The organism is Neotamlana sedimentorum (assembly GCF_000943565.1).
Lineage (GTDB): Bacteria > Bacteroidota > Bacteroidia > Flavobacteriales > Flavobacteriaceae > Neotamlana > Neotamlana sedimentorum.
The window spans coordinates 97354-115976 of the sequence record NZ_JTDW01000013.1; the positions used below are offsets into that span (position 1 = coordinate 97354).

Sequence of the window (18623 nt, forward strand, 5' to 3'; positions counted from 1 at the left end):
TTTCGGCATATATAATACGATCCAAAAAAATAAAACTCTTGGTTTTACGGGTTTTTTAATACTGTTGTTAGGCTTAATTTTTGTGTCAACTAAAATTGAGTTTGAAGAAGATATTACCAAACTTATTCCAATAAATAAAGGCAACGAAAACGCTAGTAAAGTGTTTAAGTCGATGAAGTTTGCCGATAAAATTATAGTAAATATAGCTTTAGAAAATGAAGGCAATGTAAATGATTTAACCGCATTTGCCGATGCTTTTTTAGATAGTTTAAATGCAACTTCTAGTCAATATGTTGATAATATTCAGGGTAAAATTGATGATGAAGCCACCGTAAACACACTCGACTTTGTTTACAACAATTTACCACTTTTTTTAAATGCTGAAGATTATAAAACTATTGAAAACAAATTAAGACAAGATAGTTTAGCGGCCATTACTAAAAATAACTACAAAACCTTGGTGTCGCCTTCGGGAATTGTTTTAAAGAAAACCATAGTAAAAGATCCTTTAGGTTTATCTTTTTTAGGATTGAAAAAACTACAAAGTTTAAGTCTTGGAAACGATTTTAATTTGTCTAATGGTTATTTACTTACCGCCGATAAAAAACATATTTTGTTATTTATTTCGCCAAAGTTAAAATCGAGTGAAACGGCACAAAATGCTAAACTTTCCGAAAATTTATATGCTATAGCAAATACCTTAAATTCAAGTTTTAAAAGTAAAGTTAGTGTCGATTATTTTGGGGGTGCATTAGTAGCTGTAGAAAACGCGAAACAAATAAAACACGATATACAGTTTACGGTTAGCATTACCTTAACTATACTTTTGGTAATACTCATAATATTTTATCGTAAGCTCTTGCTGCCAATTATTTTGTTTGTTCCAACCATTTTTGGCGGACTTTTGGCAATTACCGTATTGTTTTTGTTCCGTGAAAAAATATCGGCTATTTCTTTAGGTATAGGTTCGGTTTTATTAGGTGTAACGCTAGATTATGCATTGCATATTCTTACTCATATTCGCGATAATAACAATATAAAATCGCTTTACAAAGAAATAACAAAACCAGTTTTAATGAGTAGTGTAACCACCTCGTTGGCTTTTTTCTGTTTGTTGTTTTTAGATTCGCAGGCGCTTCAAGATTTAGGCTTATTTGCAGGTGTGAGCGCTTTAGGAGCTTCTGTTTTTGCTTTGTTGTTAATTCCGCATTTATATAAAAAATCTCAATCAAAAAAATATTCCAATACGGTTATTGATGCTTTTGCAAGCATAAATTTTCATAAAAATAAATTTGCTTTTATAGTTATTGCTTTGGCAATAATGGTATCGTTATTTACCTATAATAAGGTTGGTTTTAATAAAGATTTAAGTAAGCTAAATTTTGAGCCGCCTAAATTAATGAAAGCGCAAAGTAATTTAGAGCAAATTACAAATGTGGCGTCAAAATCGGTTTATGTAGCGGCTCATGGTAATACATTAGAAGAGGCTTTACGAGTAAACGATTCCGTTTTTAATCTATTAAATGGATTAAAGAAAAATAAAGAAATTATAGATTTTAGTTCGGTTGCAGCTTTGGTACAATCTAAAAAAAATCAGAATGAAAAAATAAAACAATGGCAGCAATTTTGGAATGAAAACGATAAAGATTCAGTAAAATTAAATTTAATAGAAAGCGGTAAAACTTTAGGATTTAAGCCTGAAACGCATCAGAAATTTTATAATTTAATTAATGAAGACTTTCAAGCTATTCAACCTTCGAAATTTTCAGAATTAAATGTTTTAAATGTTGATGATTTTATCAGCGAAAGCGAAAACTTCTATACCGTATCATCTTTAGTAAAACTCGATGAAACTAATGTAGAAGCGTTTTCAAATCAATTTAAAACTATTGAAAATGTTGTAGTTATAGATAGAAAAGGCATAAACGAACAATTTTTAGGTAACCTTAAAACCGATTTTAATCATTTAGTTTTATATTCTTTAATAGTAGTTGTTATCATTCTATTGCTGGCTTACAAGAGTTTTTCTTTAACCTTTATAACTGTTGTTCCAATTGCTTTAACATGGTTTGTAACCATTGGCTTAATGGGGCTTTTGGGTATTAAATTTAATATTTTTAATATAATAATTTCCTCGTTTATTTTTGGTTTAGGCATCGATTATGGCATATTTATAACCAATGGATTATTGCATGAATATCGTACTGGAGAACCGGTGTTAAACACCCACAAAACATCTATAATTTTATCTGTAATTACCACTATTTTAGGTGTTGGTGTGCTTATTTTTGCTAAACACCCTGCTTTATATACCATTTCGGTAGTGTCTTTAATTGGTATTTTATCGGCCATGATTATGGCATTTACTATACAGCCGCTATTGTTTAAACTATTAATAGGAAGTAAAACTTCTAGACCAAAAACGGTGTTCGAGTTACTGCACAGCACCATGTCGTTTACGTATTATGGGTTGGGCACAATTTTGCTGTCGTTTGTAGCCACAATTATTATAAAATTACGTCCAGGGAAAAGAGAAGCCTATATGTTAGGGTTTCATAAATTTACGTCTCGCTTTTTAACCTCGGTGCTAAAATCCAATCCTTTCGTGCCAAAGCGAATCATTAATAATGTAGGTGAAGATTTTGAAAAACCTGCTGTAATTATAGCAAATCATACGTCGTTTTTAGATACTTTAACAATCGAAATGGTATCATCAAAAATTATATTTTTGGTTAACGATTGGGTTTATAATTCGCCTGTTTATGCTCGTGCAATGAAATTAGCGGGTTATTTTCCTGTGTCCGATGGTATAGATAATGGACTCGAACAATTAAAAGAAAAAGTAGCACAAGGTTACAGTATTATGGTGTTTCCAGAGGGATCTCGCTCGTTTACAAATAAAATAAATAGGTTTCATAAGGGCGCATTTTATTTAGCAGAACAATTTAATTTAGATGTGTTGCCTATTATGATTCATGGGAATTCTGAAGTAAATTCCAAAGGCGATTTTATTATTAGAAAAGGAAAAATTACCATTAAAGTACTAGAACGAATAAAGGCTAATAATATTTCTTTCGGTGAAACAACCAGAGCAAGAACGAAGTTGATTAGTCAGCATTTTAAAACAGAATTTTTTAAGTTTAGAAAGGAAAGCGAAGATGCAACCTATTTTCATCATTTGGTGTTATGCGATTTTAGATATAAAGGCGATGCGCTTTACAAATGGGTTAAAACAGATTTAAAAATCTATAAAAATCAGTATTATAAAATTTTACAACAGCTTCACGAAAGCAAACAAGTTTCTCATATTTCAGATAAAAACGGTCAGTTAGATTTTTTAATGGCATTAAATAATGCTTCACTAAAAATAGAAAGCTTTATTGAAGATGTAAGCGTTAGAAAAATTCTAGAAAATTCATATTTATCGAATACACATTATAAAATTAATTATTCTGGTACTTTTGATGCCTTCAAAGAAAAACTAAGCACTTCAGAGGTGTTAATAATTGATTCAGAAATTGATATTCATCAATTAAAATCATTAGAAAATATTAAAACATTGGTACTGCTTAAAGAAAGTTGTACATTAAGCCAAATGTTAATTAAAACACATGGTTTTAACTTGTTTTTACAAGAAAAAGAGCTCGTTATATTAAAAAAATAATCAAATTTAAATGAAAGAACACTACGATGTAGTTATTGTTGGAAGCGGATTAGGAGGCCTTGTTAGTGCTATTATTTTGGCTAAAGAAGGCAAAAGCGTATGTGTTCTAGAAAAAAATCAACAGTTTGGTGGTAATTTGCAAACCTTTGTAAGAGATAAAACCATTTTCGATACAGGTGTGCATTATATTGGAGGTTTGGCTGAAGGACAAAATTTACACAAGTATTTCTCGTACATAGGTATCATGGATGGTTTAAAGCTTAAGCGTTTAGATATTGATGGTTTCGATGTGGTTAGTTTTGATAATTACGATGGCGAATTTCCTTATGCACAAGGCTACGATAATTTTAGAGAAAAACTTATTGAAAAATTTCCAGAAGAAGAAAAAGCAATTATAGCCTATTGTGATAAAATGATAGAGGTTTGCCAAAAGTTCCCTTTGTATTCGGTAAAAAAAGGAAATCCGTATGACATAGAAATTTATCAAGAATCTGCAAAAGGATTTATTGATGCTTTAACAGATAACGAAAAGCTAAAAGGTGTTCTTGCAGGAACAAATTATTTGTATGCAGGCTATAAAGAAAACACACCATTGTATGTGCATGCGCTATCGGTTAATTCGTATATAGAAAGCGCTTACCGTTGCGTAAATGGAGGAAGTCAAATAACTAAATTGCTTATTAAGCAGTTAAAATCGTTTGGAGGAGAAGCGTATAAAAACCATAAAGTAAGTCATTTTAAAACTGAAGAAGGCAGAGTTACAGAGGTGATTTGCGCAAACGGAAAAGTAGTAAGCGGAGATACATTTATTTCTAACATAGAGCCTAAGTTAACCTTGCAAATGTTGGGCGATAGCCCTTTAAAAAAGGCTTATGTAAACAGAATAAATTCAATAGAAAACACCATAGCGCCTTTTAGTTTGTATATTGTTTTTAAACCAGATAGTTTTAAATATTATAACCATAATTTTTATCATTTTCGCGATGTAAATAAAATGTGGGATTCTCAAGATTATACTCAGGAAACTTGGCCAGAAGGTTATATGATGTCTTTTGGTGTTGGTAAAAATACCGAGGAATTTGCCGAATGCGTAACGGTTATGACCTACATGCGTTTTGATGAAGTTGAAAGCTGGAGCGATACCTTTAATACGGTAAAAGAGAAAAACGACCGAGGTGAAAGTTATGAAGCTTTTAAAACTAAAAAAGCTGAAAAATTAATAGACGAATTAGAGAAAAAATTCCCAAATATTAGAAGTTGTATTGCAGAATATTACACGTCCACACCGCTGTCGTACCGGGATTATATTGGCAGTCATAACGGGTCTATGTACGGTTATGTAAAAGATATAAACAAGCCATTACAATCTATCGTTTCGCCTAAAACAAAAATAAAAAACCTGTATTTTACAGGGCAAAGTTTAAATATGCATGGCATTTTAGGCGTTACTATTGGAGGTGTTATAACCTGTTCGGAAATTTTAGGAATGGATTATTTGGTCGATAAAATTAACGAAGAAACACAAATATCTAAAACTGTAAACTAGTTGTTGGCATGAAATTGCTATTCGGGCAAATAAATAAAGCGTTTTGCATATTAGCAGTACTTGTGCTTTTGGTTTCTTGTGGTGTATCAAAATCACTTCACGATAAGCCAAATGTGTCTCAGTTTAATTCGGAAATACCAACTCGAAAAACTGTAAACGATTCAACTTTTGCTTTAGTCGATAACTATCTAACTAAAAACAAACAAGGCCAATGGGAGTTGTTGGTTAGCGGAAATCCGTTGCAGTTAGGTTTAAAAACGGGGCGGCTAACCCAAGAGTTATTTGCTAAACAAGAAGCTTATTTTTTAGGAAAAGTAGAAACGATGGTACCCTCAAAATTTAAGCAGAAATTATTGCGCAAATTAATGGCATGGTACAACCGTAAAATGTATTTGCATATTCCTGAAGAATTTAAAACCGAAATTTATGGATTAGCCCAATACGCTGGTGATGATTACGATTATATTGCCGACGATTATTTGCGCATTTTGTACTTGCAAGGAGCACACGATATTGGTCATGCCTTTCAAGATTTAGCTTTAGTTGGTTGTTCGTCGTTTGCGGTTTGGGGCGATAAAACCAGCGATGGCAGTATGCTAATAGCGCGGAATTTAGATTTTTATGCAGGCGACGATTTTGCAAAACAAAAAATAATAGCCTTTGTTAAACCCGAAAGTGGTTACAATTTTATGTCTGTAACTTGGCCAGGAATGATTGGTGTTGTTTCTGGAATGAACGAAAAAGGCTTAACCGTAACAATAAATGCCGGAAAGTCTAAAATTCCTCTGGTGGCAAAAACACCAATTTCTATTTTAACACGCGAAATTTTGCAGTATGCTTCAAACATTGAAGAGGCTGTGGCTATTGCTAAAAAACGTCAAGTTTTTGTTTCAGAATCTATTTTTATAGGCAGTGCTGCAGATAAAAATGCGGTAACCATCGAGGTTTCACCTAAAAATTTCGGAGTGTATCAAGTGCCAAATTCTAATCAGTTAATTTGTACTAATCATTTTCAAAGTAACGCTTATAAAACCGATGAGCGTAATGCCGAACATATTCAAGAAAGCCACTCAAAATATAGGTACGAACGTTTACAAGAGCTTATAAATGAAACCGATAAATTAACGCCAGAAAAGGCTGTTAATATGTTGCGTAATCGCGATGGTTTAAATAATTTGGCATTAGGTTATGGTAACGAGAAGGCATTAAACCAATTGCTTGCGCATCATGGCGTTGTGTTTAAACCGGAACAAGGTTTGGTTTGGGTGTCTTCAAACCCTTATAATTTAGGTGAATTTGTAGCTTATAATTTAAATGAAGTTTTTACTGAAGCGGATTCAAGTTTTCAGTCGCATCAAACTTCAAAATTAAATATTGAAATCGACCCGTTTTTATATTCTGAAGCTTATAAAAATTATGAAAATTATCGTGTTGAAAGTAGAAATTTATCCGAAGCAATATCAAATAACACACATATTAACACGAACGATTTAGAAGCTTTTAAGCAGTTAAACCCCAATTTTTGGGAAGCGTATTATTTAGTAGGAAAGTATTTTTATGAAAAGAAATATTATACGGCTGCATTGCTTAATTTTGAAGCGGCCTTAACTAAAGAAGTTACAACGGTTCCAGACCAGGAGCGTATAAAAACGTATATTAAAAAAATAAAAAGGAAGTTGTAAATGATTCCCGATATAGAAAAAGCATTTCCACAGGAAATAAAAGTTTTTCAAGAAGAAAAATTAAAAGCGTTGTTAGTTTATTTAAACGAAAATTCGGCTTATTATCAGCGTGTTTTTGCTGCAAATAATATCGATGTTTCCAATATAAAAACCTTAGAAGATTTAATAAAAATACCAGTTACAACAAAGGACGAGTTACAAAAGTATAACGACGATTTTTTATGTGTGCCAAAACATAAAATTCGCGATTATGTAACCACCTCGGGTACTTTGGGCGATCCTGTAATTTTTGGTTTAACCGATAAAGATCTAGATCGTTTGGCTTATAATGAAGCCATTTCCTTTGCTTGCGCAGGTGTAAAAGAAGGTGATGTCGTGCAACTTATGACCACCATCGACCGCCGATTTATGGCAGGTTTAGCCTATTTTTTAGGTGTTAGAAAATTAGGAGCAACCATAATTCGTGTAGGCGCTGGTGTTCCAGAATTGCAATGGGATTCTATTTTAAAATTCAATCCTACCTATTTAATTGTGGTGCCATCGTTTTTATTAAAACTTATTGAATATGCCGAATCACACGGTATCGATGTTAATAAATCAGGAGTAAAAGGAGCAATTTGTATAGGTGAATCGTTGCGAAATCAAGATTTTACCTTAAATACTTTAGCCGAAAAAATTACGGCAAAATGGGATATTAATTTGTATTCCACTTATGCTTCAACGGAAATGAATACGGCATTTACCGAGTGCGAACATTCCAAAGGTGGACATCAACATCCAGAATTAATTATTACAGAAATTTTAGATGATAATAACAAGCCTGTGCCAACAGGCGAGGTTGGCGAATTAACCATTACAACTCTTGGGGTAGAAGGTATGCCATTATTGCGTTTTAAAACTGGCGATATGGTAAAAGCGCACACCGAAGCTTGTTTATGTGGGCGGACTACCACAAGGCTTGGTCCTGTTGTTGGTCGAAAAAAACAAATGATAAAATACAAAGGCACTACGTTGTATCCGCCAGCAATGGATAATATTTTAAACGATTTTACCGAGGTTGAAAGTTACGTTATCGAGATAAGCCATAACAGTATTGGTACCGATGAGATTTGCATAAAAATAGCGACTACTAATAATTCTAAACATTTTTTAAACGCTATAAAAGATCATTTTAGAGCCAAACTTCGAGTGACTCCAAAAATAGAATTGCATCCAAAGGAAATAATAGAAAAAATACGCTTCCCAAAAATGAGCAGAAAGCCTGTTTTGGTTATTGATAATAGAAAAGCTTAGTTTTACTTTAGTTAAATAAGGCTTACCCCAGCAGAAATATACGGATTTAGGCTTGGGTCGGTAATATCTAGGTCTGTAACAATGGTGTCAATTTGTTTCAGGCTGCAAACATCGTAACTATGTCTTACATTTAACTTGTTAGATGTGGTAAGGAAAACGATTTTGTCCGAAGCATCAATCATTGCTTTTTTTATAAGTGACACTTCATAACCTTCGTCTGTAATGCCAGATTCTACATCAAGTCCGCTAACACCCATAAAACAAACATCGGCTCTTATTTTAGATAGGTATTGAATAACATCAATTCCAATAGTAACCATGGAGTTTTTATAAATTTTACCACCAATAAAAATGGTTTCCACCAACGGGTGTTCTGTTAATTGCATGGCAAGTGGTAAGCTATAGGTGAAAACGGTAAGTTTTAGGTTTTTTGGTAAAAGTTTAGCTAACATTAAGTTAGTAGTTCCTCCACTAATAATGATAACCATATTGTCTTCTAATAGAGAAATGGCCTTTTGTGCAATTCGAATTTTACTTTCTCTATTATAAATAACATCTTCATTATAATGATACAATTTTTGTATGTTAGATATAGCGCCACCGTGTACTTTAGTTATTAAACCTTTATTGTCTAATTCTTTAATATCACGCCTAATGGTATCTTCCGAAACATTTAATTTCTCAGATAAATAACTTGAGCTTACTTTCCGGTTTATACTAACTTCGTCAATAACTTTTTGTTGCCTCTCTTTTTTCTTCATAGAAATAGCTTCTTAAAATAAGAATATGATAAAACTTTAGTTAAGGTTTTTAAAATAAGCAAAAAAATGCATGTTCCGATTTTCATATATGCAATTTTATTAAAAATTGTATATAATTTATGACTTTTAGTTAAATTTTAAGAAAAATGTAAAATATAAATAATCTTTTATAGACTTTTTTTAGACGTATTAATGTGTTTTACCTTTAATCTCCTTTTTTTTCTTAAAGAACACTGCTATAAAAATCGTTTTTTCTGCTTTTTTAAATTTTACTATTCATAAAAATAAAGGTATTTGTAATATTTTACCCTCTATTTGAAGGTTTTTTCAATTAAAACTGTTAAAACTTGCATTTTTTTGCATGTAAATTGCGGTTTTTGAGCTTGTTTTTTATATTTTTAACTAAATAACTAAAATCTTAATCCTTATGAAAAAAACGAATAAACCGATCTCTTCTTTGAGGAGAATCAAACTTATATGTAGCTTTTCGCTATTTATATTGTTTGGTTTTGGTGTGCAAGGTCAATCACTTTATACCTTAAAAGGTATTGTAAAAGATTATTTAGGTACTCCGGCAACAGGTGTCACTGTTCAAATAAAAAACACGAATCAAGGTGCTATTACAGATTTTGATGGAAATTACGAATTAAACGTTAGTTTAGAGCCAGGTGATTATGTGCTTGTTTTTAGACAATTGGGCTTGTCTACCCAAGAGGTTAAAGTTTCTTTAGCTAATCAAACCGAAGTTGTAAACGATGTTGAAATGGCCATGGATATTTTAGGCTTAGACCAAATTGTTATTACAGGGGCAGGAGCTTTAACGTCGAAAAAGCAATTAGGAAATACAATTTCTAGTATTAAAGGTGGTGATATATCTCAGTCGGCCACGGTCGATATAACTGGAGCGCTTTCGGGTAAATTAGCTGGTATTCAGGTAACTCAAAACTCTGGAGATCCTGCTGGAGGAATTAGTGTGCGTTTAAGAAGTTCGAGTACGGTTAACGGTAGTTCCGATCCTTTATATATTGTAGATGGCATTATTGTAAACAATAATTCTGTGGATGTTTTGGGTACAACGAGTGTTGTTCAAAATAGATTATCCGATATAAGTCCACAAGATATCGATAGGATAGAGGTTATAAAAGGTGCAGCAGCAGCAGCTATTTATGGATCGAGAGCGAGTAATGGTGTTGTGCAAATTTTCACTAAAAAAGGACAATCTGGAGAACCAGTTATTACGGTTTCTTCTAGTGTTAATTTTAATTCATTAAGGAAAGAACGTGCTTATAACGACGAGCCTTTCGAATGGGCGTCGACCGATATTACTGTACTTGATAAAGTGGAAGCAACACGATACAATTATCAAGACATGATATTTAATAATTCTACAGGAACCGATCATTATGTGTCTATGTCTGGTGGTAAAGGTAAAACCGATTATTTCGGGTCATTTTCATATTTAGAAAACGATGGAATTCTAAAAAGCACGAGTTATCAAAGACAATCGGGAAGAATTAGAGTAAATCAAGAAATAAACGATTGGATTTCGGCTTCATTTGGAACTTATTTTTCTACAAGTAAAAGTAAAGACCAACCTAACGGTGGTTATGTAGCGGGCGTTTTGCCAACTATTTTGTTTTCAGATAATACTATCGACCCAACACCAGATGCAGATGGTAATTATCCAACAATGACATTTTATCCAAATATTTTAGAGTATATAGAAACTTTCGATTACAGTCAAAAAAACAACAGAAATATTAGTGATTTACAATTAACGTTAAAACCTATCGATGGACTTAAAGTAAGTTATATTTTGGGTTACGATAATTCGGAATCAACGGGAAACACGTATGTGCCAATTGGAACAACGACTATCGATTTAGGTCGAGCAAGTAATACTACAGTTACAACCTCACAATTTAATAGTGATTTAAATGGATCTTATAAATTTGATATCAATGATATTTTCACGTCAACAACAACTACAGGGTTTTCATGGCAAGCCGATAAAACTAATTTAAGTTCTATATCTGGCTCTGGATTGGCCTTGGGTGTTAAAACAACTAATGGAGCAGCTTCAATTACAACAAACGAAAGTAGAAGCGAACGTTCTTTTTGGGGCGGGTTTTTACAACAAACATTTGGTATAAGCGATAAGCTTTTTGTTACTGGAGCTATTAGGTTAGATGGTTCGTCAGTTTTTGGAGCAGACGAAAGAAATCAATTTTACCCAAAAGCGAGTATGTCGTATTTAGTTTCAGAAGAAAGTTTTTGGAAAGATACCTTTGGTGAAACACTAAATAGTTTTAAAGTTAGAGCCGCTTGGGGGCAAGCAGGTAACCTTACCGCAATTGGCCCATTCGATAGATTGTCTAATTATGCAGCTATTAGTATAGATGGTACGTCGGGGTTAATTGCTCCTACTGAATTAGGAAATGAAAACCTAAGACCGGAAAGACAAACTGAAATAGAGTTTGGGGTAGATATGAGTTTATTAAACGATAGAGTTGGTGTTGAGCTTACCTATTATAAACAAGATATTGAAGATTTATTATTAGCTAGAACATTATCGCCTTCTACAGGTTTTGGTTCTAGAGTAGAAAATGTTGGAACCATGACCAATAAAGGTTTTGAAGCCTTGGTAACAGCAACACCAATACAATCAAACGATTTTAGTTGGTCGGTTACTGGTACTTTTTCAACCAATAAAAATGAAGTGAATAATATTGAAGGCGATCAATTTGGTATTGGAAATTTTGGTTTTTCGGTAGCTAAAAATGGTGAAGCATTAGGTGTGTTTTATCAAGGATATTATGCCAGAAATGAAGATGGTAGCTTGTTGTTAACCGATGCTGGTCTTCCGCAAAGAGAAAAAGGATCGTATGATGCAGATGGTAACCCAGTAGCCGAAAGAGACGCGAATGGGCAACCTAGTGGTGCCAATTTAAGTAAAGTAATTGGAGATCCTAATCCAGATTTTATTGCTTCTCTTATTAATGAATTTAAGTATAAAAACTTCTCTTTTAGAATGCAATTTGATGCTGTTCAAGGTGTCGATTTATTAAGTTGGGATACGCGAATGCTTTATAGATTTGGAGGTGGAGAGCAAACCGCTAAAGAATTAAGAGGTGAAAGTGTAAGAGGCACAGGAACTGCTAATTTTAGTATTGCAGAATCTTATATAGAAGATGGATCTTATATTAAACTGCGTGAGTTATCTACATCATATTTATTAAGAGAACCTATTCAAGGTGTAGACAGTGTGAAATTTACATTAACAGGACGAAACTTGTTGTCTATCGATAATTATTCTGGTTACGATCCAGAAGTAAATATGGATGCACAAAGTAACGGTTCTCGTGGTGGTGTTATGGGGTTAGTACCAATTCCTAGAGTTGTTAAATTTGGTGTAGTTGCTACTTTTTAAGCGTATTAACAAAAAATAATAAAAGATGAAAAATATAAAAATATATACAATAATTGGGGCGATTCTGCTTAGCAGTGGTTTGTTTACTGCCTGCGATACAGAATTTGAAAACCCAAATAATCCAACCGAAGATGTTGTTTTAGGAACAAAAGAAGGCCTTTTTGCATTAGCTACAGGTATTAGGCAGTATTATTCTGTTACTGTTTTAAGGCAAGTTATTGAGGCTCCAGGTATAACTACACGAGAGTTAGGTGTTACAAATACATTTTTAAATATTAATGAATTAGCAAAAGGTGGTGCCGAATTACCTTCGGAAAGTGGAGGGATTACAAACCCATGGACTACCATTTTAAAAGCAAAAGGTATGGCAGAGTCTTTAATAGATGGTGCAAATACCGTTGAGCTTGCCAGCGGAACTAAAAGTGGTCTTTTGGCCTATGGTAATTTAATAAAAGCCATGTGTCTTGGTGCTTTAATTGAAATGTTTGAAGAAGCTCCAATTGATAATGCTTCCGATGGTGCAGCTGCATTTAGCGATAAAGCCACGGTTTTAGCCGAATGTATTATGTTGTTAGAAGACGCTAATGATGCCTTAGCAGCAGATCCAATGTCTGATGATTTTGAAACCTCTGTGCTTTGGTCTAGCTTTAGTTTAGAAAAAACGATTAATGCGTTTTTATCGAGATATCAATTAATGGCGGGACTTTATACCGAGTCTATTGCATCTGCTAATGCTGTATTAAATTCAAGTGATGCAACAAATTCTATGTGGGTTTACGATGCAAATAACGAAAACCCTATTTGGAATAGAACCGTTAATTCTGCCGATTTAAATCCTCAAACTAATTTTGGCTTAACTGGCGATTATATTCCGGAAGCTGGTGATGGTCGAATAGATTTTTATTTAGGTGCCGATGCCGGTTTTGCAAATGCCGATGCTGGAGGACAGGCGCTTAGCGAAATGCTTGGTTTTTTTAGTTCAAGTACCGCTTCAATTCCGGTTTATCTTCCAGGTGAAATGATGCTTAATAAAGCTGAGGCCTATGCTAGATTAGAAGATTTAGATGATGCGGTTATTCAATTAAACTTGGTAAGAGAAAAAACTACCGATCCACTTGGGGTAAACGCAAATCTCCCAGCTTGGACAGGCGATGAAACAAGTAAAGATGATATTTTAGAAGAAATATATAAAAATAGAAGTATCGAATTGTTTTTAACAGGTTTAAGGTTTGGCGATAGTAAAAGATTTCACCCAGACTTTAATGTGCCTTTAGAAGCAAATACAACGAATGAGCGTAATAGAAATTATTATCCTTACCCAAGTATAGAGCGAGAAAATAATCCTAATACCCCCGACGACCCAACAATTTAATAGCGTAAAGTTAATTTTTTTTTTTAGTTTTTTTTGAGGGTAGCATTATTGCTGCCCTTAAAAACTAAAAAGAATAGGTTATATTTAAAATAAAAATTTATGAAAGTACAAACAGGTTTAGAGGTGTTGCTAAACGATAAAGAAATTCAAAAACAATTTAAGGGAAATGTTGCATTACTTTGTCATAATGCTTCAATAGATGCAACGTATACACATGCTGCTTTAAAGTTTAAAACTGTATTTGGAGACCGATTTGTAAAGTTATTTGGTCCGCAACACGGATTTTCAACAGATGTGCAAGATAATATGGTAGAAACCGATCATGTTATGCATCCATTTTTTAAAATACCTGTTTACTCATTATATTCCGAAACACGCATTCCTACAGACGAGATGCTTTCTGGTATAGATCATTTATTTGTCGATTTACAAGATGTTGGTTGTAGAGTGTATACCTACATTTATACCTTAACACATTTGTTAGAGAAATGCGCATCAAAACCTATAGAAATAGTGGTTTTAGATCGTCCAAATCCATTAAATGGGTTGGAACTAGAAGGAAATATTTTAGAAGCTGGTTTCGAGTCTTTTGTTGGACGACACCCAATACCAATGCGTCATGGCATGACCATGGGCGAAGTAGCCTTAATGCATCAAAAATTTTGGGCAACAGAGAAAGCCAAAGTTAAAGTTATTAAAATGAAAAATTGGCAGCGCGGTATGTATTTTGAAGATACCAAGTTGCCATGGTTATTACCATCGCCAAATTTAGCGAGAATAGAAAGTGCTTACACGTTTCCTGCAACCGTTATGTTTGAAGGTACAACCTTAAGTGAAGGTCGTGGTACAACTCAGGCTTTAGAGATTGTTGGTCATCCTAAAATAGAACCTTATAAGTTTTTTGAAGAGGTGCTTTCTGTAGCTAAAAAAGAATCGAAATTAACAGGGTTTGAGTTCCGACCTATTACTTTTTTACCAACGTTTCAAAAACATGGTAATAGTGTTTGTGGCGGTGTTCAAATTCATGTAACCGATAAATCAACCTATAAACCTTGGCGAGTTGGGCAATTATTAATGCAAAAGCTATATCACTACTTAGGCGATGATTTTGGTTGGAAAGAACCGCCATATGAGTATGTTTTCGATCAAAAACCTATCGATATAATTAATGGCTCTGAAAAAATAAGACATTGGATTGTTAATAACGATAGTATAGATAAGTTAAACGCTTTAGAAGATTTAGAGGTTTATAAGTCGCAATTAAAAGAAATTATAATTTATTAAGACTTCTTGATAGAAATGTAGTTATCTAGCTTGGGTGAAGTAAAAACGACGAATCCTTATATGATTTTTAAGACTTCAGTATTAATTTTATTCGAATTATATTTAAGCATCAATTGTAAATAATACCATCGGTTTTAATAAAACCAATTATAAAATTAACGAGCTTTCCTTAGTTAGATAAAAAACTAAATTAAATGAAAAAAATAGTAAGTCTTATTGCGATTTTAATAAGCATTCAATTATTCGCACAAGCACCATTACAAACTAAAAATGTTGAGCATCAAAAAAAATGGGTAGATAGTGTGTTTTCAACCCTAAGTTTAGACCAAAAAATTGGTCAGCTTTTTATGGTGCAAGCCTATTCCAATAGAGGTGAAACCGAAACTAATTTTATCAAAAAAATGATAAATCAGTTTCAAATAGGAGGTCTTATTTTTATGCAGGGTACACCAGAGAAGCAGGTGGCGTTAACAAATCAATATCAATCCCAATCACATATTCCACTTCTTATTGGGTTTGATGGCGAATGGGGATTAAATATGCGGTTAAAAAACACCTTTCGCTATCCTTGGAATATGACTTTGGGTGCAGTGCAAAACAATACTTTAATCGAGCAATTTGGTGTACAGTTGGGGTTGCATAGTAAACGCGTTGGAATTCATATAAATTTTGCTCCCGTTGTAGATATAAATACAAATCCAAAAAATCCGATTATTGGAAATCGGTCTTTTGGAGAAAACAAATACAACGTCACTCAAAAAGCCATAGCGTTTACAAAAGGTATGCAAAGCGTTGGTGTTTTGGCTAATGCGAAACATTTTCCCGGTCACGGTGATACATCAACCGATTCTCATAAAACCCTGCCTTATTTAGATTTTAGTATGTCTAGGTTAGATTCCATTGAGTTATATCCGTATAAAAAATTATTTAAAACAGATTTGGCAAGTGTTATGGTTGCGCATTTAAATGTGCCTGTTTTGGAGCCTGAAAATGCTGTGCCAACATCTATTTCATATAAAGTGGTAACCGAACTTTTAAAAGAGAGAATGAATTTTAAAGGTTTAGTTTTTACCGATGCATTAAATATGAAAGGAGCAGCAAATTATGCACAACCTGGCGATATAGATTTGGCTGCGTTTATTGCAGGGAATGATATGTTGCTTATTCCAGAAAATGTGGAAGCTGCAGTAAATAAAATTAAACAAGCATTAAAAACAGGTGTGCTAACTGAAACTCGTTTAGACGCTTCGGTATTAAAAATTTTGAATGCAAAATACTGGGCAGGATTACACGATTTTAGCCCAATTAAAGAAGATAATATTGCAGACGATATAATAACAGCAAAAGATGAGGTTTTATATCGCGCTTTAATGCAGGAAGCTGTTACTTTAATTAAAAATGACGACAAAATACTTCCTATTCAAAATCTGGAAGCATCTAAAGTAGTTTATGTAAAATTGGGCGATTCAGATAATGATAACTTTGTAAATACACTTAAAAAATATACTTCGGTAGATGTTGTTTCAGATGATAATATTTCAGGATTGATTAATAAATTAAAACCTTATAATACGGTCATAATAGGGTATCATAAATCCAATAAAAACCCTTGGAAATCTTTTAAAATGTCTCAAAAGGAATTGAGTTGGTTACAAGAAATTTCAAAAACAAACCGGGTCATTTTAGATGTTTTTGCGAGTCCTTATGCACTTTTAGATATTGAAGATTTTACTAATATCGATGCGCTTGTTGTGTCCTATCAAAATAGTAAGGTAGCTCAGGAAATTTCAGCTCAAATGATTTTTGGTGCATTAGAAATTAAAGGAAAGTTGCCGGTTTCTATTAAAAATACCTTCCCAGAAGGAACGGGTTTAACAACACCAAATTTATCAAGGTTGTCTTATACTATTCCCGAAGAGGTTGATATGGATAGTGAAAAACTCGCTCAAATAGATGCTATTACTAAAAAGGTTGTCGATTCTAAGGTTGCACCAGGCGGACAAGTTCTGGTGGCGCGATATGGTAAAGTGATTTATCATAAAAATTTTGGATATCACACCTATGAAAAAAAGCAGAAAGTTAAAATAACAGATCTTTACGATTTAGCTTCGGTTACTAAAATTCTAGGAGGACTACCTATGATTATGAAAAGCGAAGAGCAAGGACTGTTTAATATAAATACAACTCTTGGTGAATTTTTGCCGTATTTAAAAGGTTCTAATAAAGACACAATTACCTTAAAAGAAGCACTTTCTCATACAGGAAAAATGAAACCTTGGATTCCGTATTATCTCGAAACTATCGATAGCGTAACTAAAAAACCAACCGACAAATATTATAATAAAACAAAAACTGAAGAATTTTCAATGCCAGTGGCTTCGCAGTTGTATTTAATGAGTACGTATGCAGATTCTATTTATAATAAAATCGCGGAAGTCCCACAAGAACCAAAGTCTGGTTATAAGTATAGCGGTTTAGTGTTTTATTTGATTAAAAAATATCTCAATAATACTTATGGCGAGGATATGTCGGTTTTAAATAACAGAAATTTTTATGCGCCTTTAGGAGCAAATACATTAACCTATAATCCGTTAAACAAGTTTGCAAAATCTGATATTGTACCTACAGAATACGATACCTATTTTAGGCATCAATTACTTCATGGTTATGTTCACGATATGGGCGCTGCCATGATGAATGGTGTTAGCGGTAATGCTGGATTGTTTGGAAACGCTAACGACGTTGCTAAAATGATGCAAATGTATTTGCAAGATGGCTATTATGGAGGAGTTCGTTATTTAAAAGCAAAAACGTTACATAAATTCAATAAAAGGTATTTTGAAACCGACGGAGTAAGGCGCGGTTTGGGCTTCGATAAACCACAACTAAACTCAAAAGAAAATGCGAGTAGTAGGTATGCCTCAGCCAATAGTTTTGGGCATTCTGGTTTTACTGGTACTTATGTTTGGGCAGATCCAGACTCAGGTTTGTTATTTGTGTTTTTGTCTAATCGGGTGCACCCAACAATGACAAACAATAAAATAAGAGAGAAAAATATTAAAACCAAAATACAGGATATTATTTATGAAGCTATTTTGGAATAACTAGGTTTGATGATTTGTTAAGTATTTTTAAAATATTCCAGTTGCTTTTGTTCTTATTTTTTAGCTATAAAAATTGAAGTATTATTAAAATACTTTGCAATTATTGCATTTTTGGTTGAGTTGTGTTTTCAAAAGCAAAAAAAGTATTATAAATGATCAAATTACAGTTAGATATATCCTTTATTAGAGTGTAATATTGCTTTTGTAAACGAGTAAACTAAATAAGATCGAGATGCTACCATAAATCTTGGTTTTATTTTTTTGAAAATACACCAACTAACACCATGTCAAAATTCAGTTTAAATAATAAAGTAGCCTCAGTTGTATGTGGCCTTAGCGGTATAGGTAAAACCATATCGTTAAGCTTTGCACAGCTAGGAATTGCAGTAGTTACCTTCGATTTTAATTTAGATTCAGCCAAAGAAATGGTTTTATGTTTAAACGAAGTCGAATTTGTGACTTTAAACGGGAATTAAAAAACACTCAA

Annotated in this window: 10 protein-coding genes; 9 read left to right on the plus strand and 1 reads right to left on the minus strand. The window is 33.1% G+C overall.

Features of this window, described 5'->3' with window-relative positions:
• Nucleotides 1–82 precede the first annotated feature (82 nt).
• From PW52_RS14175 to PW52_RS14190, 4 genes are read left to right on the plus strand one after another with little or no spacing between them, the layout of a single operon-like run.
• Entirely contained in the window at nucleotides 83–3664 is a 3582-nt protein-coding gene (locus PW52_RS14175; protein WP_240475191.1) for an MMPL family transporter, read from the plus strand.
• A gap of 10 nt (nucleotides 3665–3674) precedes the next feature.
• Nucleotides 3675–5210: a phytoene desaturase family protein gene (locus tag PW52_RS14180; RefSeq protein WP_044633631.1), complete on the plus strand. Its 1536-nt coding sequence runs from the start codon at nucleotides 3675–3677 to the stop codon at nucleotides 5208–5210.
• Between the two features lie 8 nt (nucleotides 5211–5218).
• Nucleotides 5219–6892, plus strand: coding sequence for an acyl-CoA--6-aminopenicillanic acid acyl-transferase (locus PW52_RS14185; protein WP_044633632.1), 1674 nt, complete (start codon nucleotides 5219–5221; stop codon nucleotides 6890–6892).
• The gene (locus tag PW52_RS14190) at nucleotides 6893–8185 is read left to right on the plus strand and encodes a phenylacetate--CoA ligase family protein (RefSeq protein WP_044633633.1); all 1293 of its coding nucleotides are present in this window, start codon (nucleotides 6893–6895) and stop codon (nucleotides 8183–8185) included.
• A gap of 11 nt (nucleotides 8186–8196) precedes the next feature.
• Here the strand turns inward: PW52_RS14190 and PW52_RS14195 are convergent, their stop codons facing one another.
• Nucleotides 8197–8946, minus strand: a complete 750-nt coding sequence (locus PW52_RS14195) for a DeoR/GlpR family DNA-binding transcription regulator (protein WP_044633634.1) — start codon at nucleotides 8944–8946, stop codon at nucleotides 8197–8199.
• A 457-nt stretch (nucleotides 8947–9403) separates the two neighbouring features.
• Between PW52_RS14195 and PW52_RS14200 the strand changes: the two genes are divergently transcribed.
• The 5 genes from PW52_RS14200 (at nucleotide 9404) to PW52_RS14220 (ending at nucleotide 18612) form a co-directional block, all read left to right on the plus strand.
• Nucleotides 9404–12376 (plus strand): SusC/RagA family TonB-linked outer membrane protein, encoded by a 2973-nt coding sequence (locus PW52_RS14200; protein WP_165586780.1) that lies wholly within the window; start codon nucleotides 9404–9406, stop codon nucleotides 12374–12376.
• 25 nt (nucleotides 12377–12401) lie between these two features.
• Nucleotides 12402–13748, plus strand: a complete 1347-nt coding sequence (locus tag PW52_RS14205) for a RagB/SusD family nutrient uptake outer membrane protein (RefSeq protein WP_044633636.1) — start codon at nucleotides 12402–12404, stop codon at nucleotides 13746–13748.
• 99 nt (nucleotides 13749–13847) lie between these two features.
• Entirely contained in the window at nucleotides 13848–15032 is a 1185-nt protein-coding gene (locus PW52_RS14210) for an exo-beta-N-acetylmuramidase NamZ family protein (RefSeq protein WP_044633637.1), read from the plus strand.
• Between the two features lie 194 nt (nucleotides 15033–15226).
• Complete coding sequence (locus PW52_RS14215) at nucleotides 15227–18136, plus strand: glycoside hydrolase family 3 N-terminal domain-containing protein (protein ID WP_044633638.1); 2910 nt, start codon at nucleotides 15227–15229, stop codon at nucleotides 18134–18136.
• A gap of 284 nt (nucleotides 18137–18420) precedes the next feature.
• On the plus strand, nucleotides 18421–18612 hold the full coding sequence (locus PW52_RS14220) for a hypothetical protein (RefSeq protein ID WP_044633639.1): 192 nt from the start codon (nucleotides 18421–18423) through the stop codon (nucleotides 18610–18612).
• Nucleotides 18613–18623: the final 11 nt, after the last annotated feature.

Bases quoted from the DNA above. Each gene is read 5' to 3' on its own strand.
- PW52_RS14180 (WP_044633631.1), top strand. From the start codon at position 3,675: ATGAAAGAACACTACGATGTAGTTATTGTTGGAAGCGGATTAGGAGGC.
- PW52_RS14185 (WP_044633632.1), top strand. From the start codon at position 5,219: ATGAAATTGCTATTCGGGCAAATAAATAAAGCGTTTTGCATATTAGCA.
- PW52_RS14190 (WP_044633633.1), top strand. From the start codon at position 6,893: ATGATTCCCGATATAGAAAAAGCATTTCCACAGGAAATAAAAGTTTTT.
- PW52_RS14195 (WP_044633634.1), bottom strand. From the start codon at position 8,946: ATGAAGAAAAAAGAGAGGCAACAAAAAGTTATTGACGAAGTTAGTATA.
- PW52_RS14205 (WP_044633636.1), top strand. From the start codon at position 12,402: ATGAAAAATATAAAAATATATACAATAATTGGGGCGATTCTGCTTAGC.
- PW52_RS14210 (WP_044633637.1), top strand. From the start codon at position 13,848: ATGAAAGTACAAACAGGTTTAGAGGTGTTGCTAAACGATAAAGAAATT.
- PW52_RS14215 (WP_044633638.1), top strand. From the start codon at position 15,227: ATGAAAAAAATAGTAAGTCTTATTGCGATTTTAATAAGCATTCAATTA.
- PW52_RS14220 (WP_044633639.1), top strand. From the start codon at position 18,421: ATGTCAAAATTCAGTTTAAATAATAAAGTAGCCTCAGTTGTATGTGGC.